The sequence below is a fragment of the Dehalococcoidia bacterium genome, assembly GCA_035310145.1.
Taxonomy (GTDB): Bacteria; Chloroflexota; Dehalococcoidia; order CAUJGQ01; family CAUJGQ01; genus CALFMN01.
This window is the reverse complement of sequence record DATGEL010000136.1, coordinates 22339-28338: the sequence shown is the minus strand read 5'-3', so window position 1 is coordinate 28338 and position 6000 is coordinate 22339. Positions and strand designations below refer to the sequence as shown.

At 69.4% G+C, this 6000-nt stretch carries 6 protein-coding genes; 3 read left to right on the top strand and 3 right to left on the bottom strand.

Going from position 1 to position 6000, the window contains the following annotated elements; translation table 11 throughout:
• Nucleotides 1-54: 54 nt before the first annotated feature.
• Nucleotides 55-648, top strand: coding sequence for a flavodoxin family protein (locus VKV26_24520; protein ID HLZ73081.1), 594 nt, complete (start codon nt 55-57; stop codon nt 646-648).
• Between the two features lie 221 nt (nt 649-869).
• Here VKV26_24520 and trxA read toward each other — a convergent pair whose 3' ends face one another.
• Nucleotides 870-1727: a thioredoxin gene (gene trxA / locus VKV26_24515; GenBank protein HLZ73080.1), complete on the bottom strand. Its 858-nt coding sequence runs from the start codon at nt 1725-1727 to the stop codon at nt 870-872.
• Nucleotides 1728-2119: 392 nt separating this feature from the next.
• Between trxA and VKV26_24510 the strand changes: the two genes are divergently transcribed.
• Nucleotides 2120-3277 (top strand): acyl-CoA dehydrogenase family protein, encoded by a 1158-nt coding sequence (locus VKV26_24510; GenBank protein ID HLZ73079.1) that lies wholly within the window; start codon nt 2120-2122, stop codon nt 3275-3277.
• Nucleotides 3278-3283: 6 nt separating this feature from the next.
• Here VKV26_24510 and VKV26_24505 read toward each other — a convergent pair whose 3' ends face one another.
• Nucleotides 3284-4123 (bottom strand): fumarylacetoacetate hydrolase family protein, encoded by an 840-nt coding sequence (locus VKV26_24505; protein ID HLZ73078.1) that lies wholly within the window; start codon nt 4121-4123, stop codon nt 3284-3286.
• An 81-nt stretch (nt 4124-4204) separates the two neighbouring features.
• The gene (locus tag VKV26_24500) at nt 4205-5254 is read right to left on the bottom strand and encodes a Gfo/Idh/MocA family oxidoreductase (GenBank protein ID HLZ73077.1); all 1050 of its coding nucleotides are present in this window, start codon (nt 5252-5254) and stop codon (nt 4205-4207) included.
• Nucleotides 5255-5568: 314 nt separating this feature from the next.
• Between VKV26_24500 and VKV26_24495 the strand changes: the two genes are divergently transcribed.
• Nucleotides 5569-5940 (top strand): hypothetical protein, encoded by a 372-nt coding sequence (locus VKV26_24495; protein ID HLZ73076.1) that lies wholly within the window; start codon nt 5569-5571, stop codon nt 5938-5940.
• Nucleotides 5941-6000: the final 60 nt, after the last annotated feature.

The window sequence follows — 6000 nt, the reverse complement described above, 5'->3', positions numbered from 1 at the left end:
GGATGTGCAGACCAGCGAGAACCGAGATGGGACCAGTTCAGCCGATAGGATTGCGTGGCATCAGGCAACATCCACCGGCATGTACCATCGCTAACGTACCTTCCTTACGGGCTCTACTGTCCCCCCTTTTTCAACAGCCTCCTGATCGTCTACACCACGCTGCGCGGCAACACCGGCAAGATGGTCGAGCCCGTGGCCGAGGGCATCCGCGCGGAGGGCGTGGAGGCACGGATCGTGCCGGCCGACCAGGCGACGATGGCCGATCTGCGCCAGGCGGACGGCATCATCGTCGGCTCGCCCACGCGCTTCGGCGCGGTGGACTGGCAGATCAAACGCCTGTTCGACGTGGTCTCGGTCGAGGGCTATCCCGGCCCGCTGGAGGGCAAGGTCGGCGGCGCCTTCACCGCGGGCAGCCGTGCGGGCAGCGGCGCCGAGCTGGTGCTGCTCAACGCGCTGCACATCCTGCTCAACCACGGTCTGATCGTGCAGGGCGAGCCGTTCGGCGCCCACTACGGTCCCGTGGCCCTGGGCGAGCCAACGGAGCAGGTGCTGGAAAGCTGCCGCAAGTGGGGCGGCCGCTGGGCGCGGCTGGTCAAGCGGCTCAACGGCGGGCTTCCAGCCCCCGGTTCATCGCTTGTCCCCCGATAACAGGGCAGGTGAGACCACGGTACGTAGCACTTGAGCCTGAAGGCGGGGCTGTACAGACCCGGCAGGCGCCCACCACGCCCTTCGCGCCTGCAGGCGCGACTCGCAGCGCTCGCTATCCCGGCGCCCTTCGGAACTTCCTCCGCCGGATCGCCCCTCTCCCTCTCCCAGGATTGGGAGAGGGAGAGGGGTCAGGGGGTGAGGGTGAGGGCCGAACGCTCCGCTCAGAACAACACGTACGAGAGCTGCTTCCGGTACGTCTGCGTCAGCGGGCTCTCTTCGCCGAGGATGTTGAACAGGTCGAGCATCGCCCGGCGCGCCGCGTCGTCGTTCAGGGTACGGTCACGCCGCACGGATTCGAGCAGATGCTCCAGCGCCGGCTCATAGCGGCCCTGCGCCGCCAGCGCCGTCCCCAGCTCGCACTGCGCCGCCGCATCGCCTGGGTTCTCTGCAACGCGGCGTTCGAGCTCGGCGAGGTCGGCGCCGCCGCCCGCCGTGCGCAGGCCGATCTCGGCGCGGAGCTGGTTGGCGCGCGGATCGGCGGGCAGGGCAGAGAGCAGCCGCAGCGCCTCGGCCTCACCCACCTCGCCGCGGCCGGCCAGCACGCGGGCAAGACCGATCGTCGCACCGGCGTGGCCGGCCGTGTGCGCCAACGCCTCGCGATAGGCGTCTTCGGCCGCGTTCTGGTGGCCGGCCGCGGCCAGCTCGTCGCCGCGCGCCGCCAGCGCATCGGCCTCGTTGGGCAGGAAGCGCTGCAACCAGTCCAGCACGCGCGACTCGGGCAGCGCTCCGACGAACTCCTCGACCACGCGGCCATCTTTGAACGCCTTCACCGCGGGGATGCCCTGAATCTGGAAGGCCTGGGCGATGCGCGGGTTTTCGTCCGTGTTCAGCTTCGCCAGTTCGAAGGCGCCGGCGTGCTGCTCCGCCAGCCGCTCCAAAACCGGCCCGAGCATGCGGCAGGGCCCGCACCACTCCGCCCAGAAATCCACCACCACCGGCACCGAGCGGGAGCGCTCGATCACGTCGCTCTGGAACGAGCGCTCGTCCACGTCGAAGACATATGCCGAATGCGTTGTCATGCGTGTTTATCCTTCTGACGGCCGAGGGTCGGATGCTTCCACCTCGCCGCCGGAGTCTCATTTCGCGGGTACTACCCGCGCGGCGCGGCTTCCGTCCTCAGCGTACGATACGGCGCCACGAACGCGCACTTGTCATCATGCGCATCGGCGGCGGAGGGCTGGCGTGTTTCCAGCCTGCCGGCGTGGCAGGCGCATGTGCCCAACACGACCTGGCAGCAGGAAAGCTGCTTGTACGTTCTGTCACAAACAACGGGGGCTATTTCGTCTTGTCCCTGAGCAACGCCGCCTGCATGGCATCGGGAAGCGCCCACGGCGTGGCACGGCAAACAACCGGCTATACTGAGGCGCAACTCACACGCTACGCGCCATGCGTCGCCAGCGAGGAGCCGAGAATGACGATCGCTTCGGAGAATGACCTTCTCGCCGCGGCGCGTGGCCTTGCGCCGCTGATCGCGCAGTATCACGACGAGATCGAGCGCGAGCGGCGGCTGCCGTTGCCGATCGTGGCCGCGTTGCAGGACGCCGGCGTCTTCCGTATGACCATGCCGCGCTCGCTGGGCGGGCTGGAAGCTGAGCCGCGCCTGCAGTTCGAGGTGCTGGAGGCGCTCTCGCAACTCGACGCCTCCGTCGGCTGGTGCGGCTACATCGGCGGCGGGGCCGGCTGGTTTTCCGCCTACCTGGACGAGGCGACGGCGCGGCAGATGTATCCGCACCCCGACGTGATAGGCGGCGGCGCGGTACGGCCCGCGGGGCGTGCCCGGGTAGTGCCGGGCGGCTATCGGGTCTCCGGACGCTGGCCGTTCGGCAGCGGCGCCCATCACTGCGATTGGTTGGTCGGCGGCTGCTTCGTTTTTGACGGTGAGGAGCGGCGCCTTGATGACGCGGGCCGGCCAGACGTGTGCATGGTGCTCATGCCGGCCGCCGATTGCGAAATCATCGACACCTGGGTCACGACTGGGCTGCGCGGCAGCGGCAGCGTGGACTACGCCGCCAACGATCGGTACGTCCCGGCCGAGCGCAGCTTCAGCCTCGCAACGTCCCCGATTCAGCAGAATGGTCCCCTCTATCGACTCCGCACCATGTTCCTGCTCAACCACGCCGCCGTGGCGCTCGGCAGCGGCCGCGCCGCGATCGACGCCCTGCTGGCGCTGGCCACGGACAAGAGACGTGTGACCGGCACGCCCCTGCGCGAGGAGGCCTACGCCCAGGCGGCGGTGGCGCGGGCCGAGGCGCTGGTCGGCGCGGCGCGGTCCTACGTGCTGACCGTGCTGGACGAGATCTGGCACACGCTGCTTACCGGCGAGGAGGCGAGCGAGCAGCAGCGCGCCCGCTTCCGCCTGGCGATCGTCAACTCCCACACGGCGGCGGTAGAGGCCGTGGACCTGATGTACCACACCGGCGGCGGCTCGGCGCTGTACGCCACGAGTCCGCTCGACCGGCTCTTCCGCGACATCCACACGATCAACCAGCACGTCATCGTGGCGCCGAAGACGTACGAGCAGAGCGGCCGCGTGCTGCTCGGCCTCGATCCGGGCGTGCCGTTCTTCTGAGCCGCGTCAGTGCGCCGCGACGAAGCGGTTGCGGATGCTACCGATCTTCTCGATCTGCACCTCGTACTCGTCGCCGTCCTGCAGATATTGCGGCGGTGTGCGCCCCTGGCCGACGCCGGCCGGCGTGCCGGTGAGCACGAGGTCGCCCGGCTCCATCGTCATGATCGTGGTCAGGTACTCCACCAGCGCCGGCACGTGGAAGATGAAGTCGCCCGTGCGGCTGTCCTGCATGAGCTTGCCGTTGAGCAGGCCGCGAATCGCCAGGTCGGGCGCGGCGCCGCCCACTTCATCGCAGGTAACCACCGCCGGCCCCAGCGGCGCGGCCTTGTCCCAGGCCTTGCCCGCGCCCCACTGCGAGGTGTGGAACTGGAAGTCACGCATCGAGACGTCGTTGGCGCAGGTGAAGCCGAAGACGACCGAAGCGGCGTCGGCCGCGGCGACGTTGCGGCAGCGCTTGCCGAAGACGAAGGCCAGCTCCGCCTCCCAATCCACCTTGCTGGAGGCCTTCGGCAGCGGCACGGGCTCGAACGGCCCGGCGATGGCGTTGTCCCACTTGGGGAAGAGCACGGGCTTCGGCGGCAGCGGCTGCTTACTCTCCTCGGCGTGCAGGCGGTAGTTGAGGCCGATGCAGATGATCTTGTGCGGCCGCTGCAGCGGGCTGAGCAGCTGCGTCTCGTCCGCGCTCACCGACTCGCCCGCGGCGATGCGGCGCAGATCGCCCTCGGCGGCTTCGAGCAGCTCCGGCAGATCGGCGAACGATTGGCGGTTCACCGTGGCGACGTGGTCCCGTGCGCCGCGCACGACCACCGTGGGGCTGCCGTTGAGCGCAATGCGCGCCAGCTTCATCGTCGTGTCCTCTCGCTGCAGATTCGTCCCGCATGGTGCGCGGCGGCCGGGCGGCCGGGCGGCGACGCAAGGCGGCCCGCCCTATCCGCCCAGCAGCGGCAGGGAGACCGACTGGCCGCTGGCGGCGCTGCGGGCCACCGCCTCGCTGAATTCCATATAGCGCACGCCGTCCTCGAAGCTGGTGAGCCGCACCGGCTGCTCGCCGCGCACCGCGGCAACGAAGTCTTCCTCCACGCGCCAGGTGCCCTGCTGCTCCGCCGGCACTTCGATCGGCGTCAGCTCCTTGTCGCCGCGCCGGCCGCCGAACAGCGTGCGCGTCGCCTGATCGTAGCGCAGCGTGCCCTCCGTGCCCCAGATCCAGGCCTCGGTCGGCCGCATCAGGCCGGTGACGGCGCTGAACTGGAAGTGGGCGATGCCGCCGCAGGCCATGTCCGCGATGATCTCGACGTGGTCGGGAATCGTGACGGGGCGGCGCTGGCCGGTCTCCTGGTCGATGCGCTCCTTCACCACCACGCTGGCGCGGGCCATCACCCGCGTCGCCTCGCCCACCCAGCGCATCACCGACTCGTACCAGATGCCCATGAACAGCGTGTTGCAGCCGCTGAGGTCGCGGTTGTGCCGCCACTGCAGCGGCCCGCCGAAGTCCGCGAAGCCGCCGCCCGCGTGCACGTTCAGCCCGACGATTTGGCCGAGATAGCCCTCGTTTACGCGCTGGATGATCGCGGCGTCGATGTTGAACGTGAACGGCGAGGGCACGACCATGCAGGTCAGCTCAGGGTGCTCGCGCGCCGCGGCGAGCATCGTCTGCGCCTGCGCCGCGTTCATCGCCATGCGCGCCTCGGTCAGCACGTGCTTACCCGCGGCCAGCGCCGCCAGTGTCACCGGACAGTGCAGGTACGGCCAGGTGCCGATCATGATCGCGTTGGTGTCCGGCGCCGCGACCAGCTCGCGCCAGTTGTCATAGACGGTGGGGAGCTTGAACTGCTCCGCCACGCGCTCGCCCGAGGCGCGGCTGCGGTTCGCCACGCTCAGGACCTCGACGCCGTCGATCGCTTGCAGCCTGGGAATGTGCAGCTTGCGCGTGTTGTCGCCCGCGCCCACCACGCCGACGCGCAGCTCCCGAGTCGCCATCGCCCCTCACCTCGCGGCAAAATGCCCGGACCAGTATAGGGAATAGGGAATAGGGAGTAAGGAATAGAAGGGCGAAGGCTCCCTTGCTTCAAGCGACCAACACCGCAGCTTCCCCCTCTCTATCGAAGATCGCGCTCCGCGCGATGGAAAGCCCTGGAGAGGGGGCCGGGGGGTGAGGCCGCGCATGCCTGACGTAACGGCAGGCCCGAAAGGTCCGCGGCAGGCGGCATACTGGTGGGGTGGGAGCGTGCGGCTGGTCAAAGAAGAACAGATGTGCTATTCTGAAGGAGAAACCGCGGAGGCCGCTCACGACTATGGCGACAGCAGACCTCAGCCAGACGCCTGCCTTCCAGGCTGGTTACAGCAGCGGCGCAGAGGACGCACGGCAACACCGCCGCCGCAATCACCTGCTCGACGATCTCCCCGGCCTCAACGCCTTCGCCGGCGATTCCGCCCTGCTGGCTTGCCGTGAACGGCAGCCGCGTCTGCGCGGCGACGAAGTTGACCAGTACGTTGCGGGCTACATCGCCGCCTATCAGCAGACGGCGGGCCGGCCGGCAGCCGGCGAGCCGTGCCCGGCGTCCGGCGCATCAGGGCCGATCGCGGTCGCCCGCGGCCGGCTGCAGCCCATGGCGTTACGCCGTGCGCATCGGGCCAGCCGCAAGTCGTCGCGAGCGCGACGCTAGGCGCCGGCAGGCCACGCCGCGACGGGCGCGCCCCGCCATCCACCCGTCACACCGTCTGAT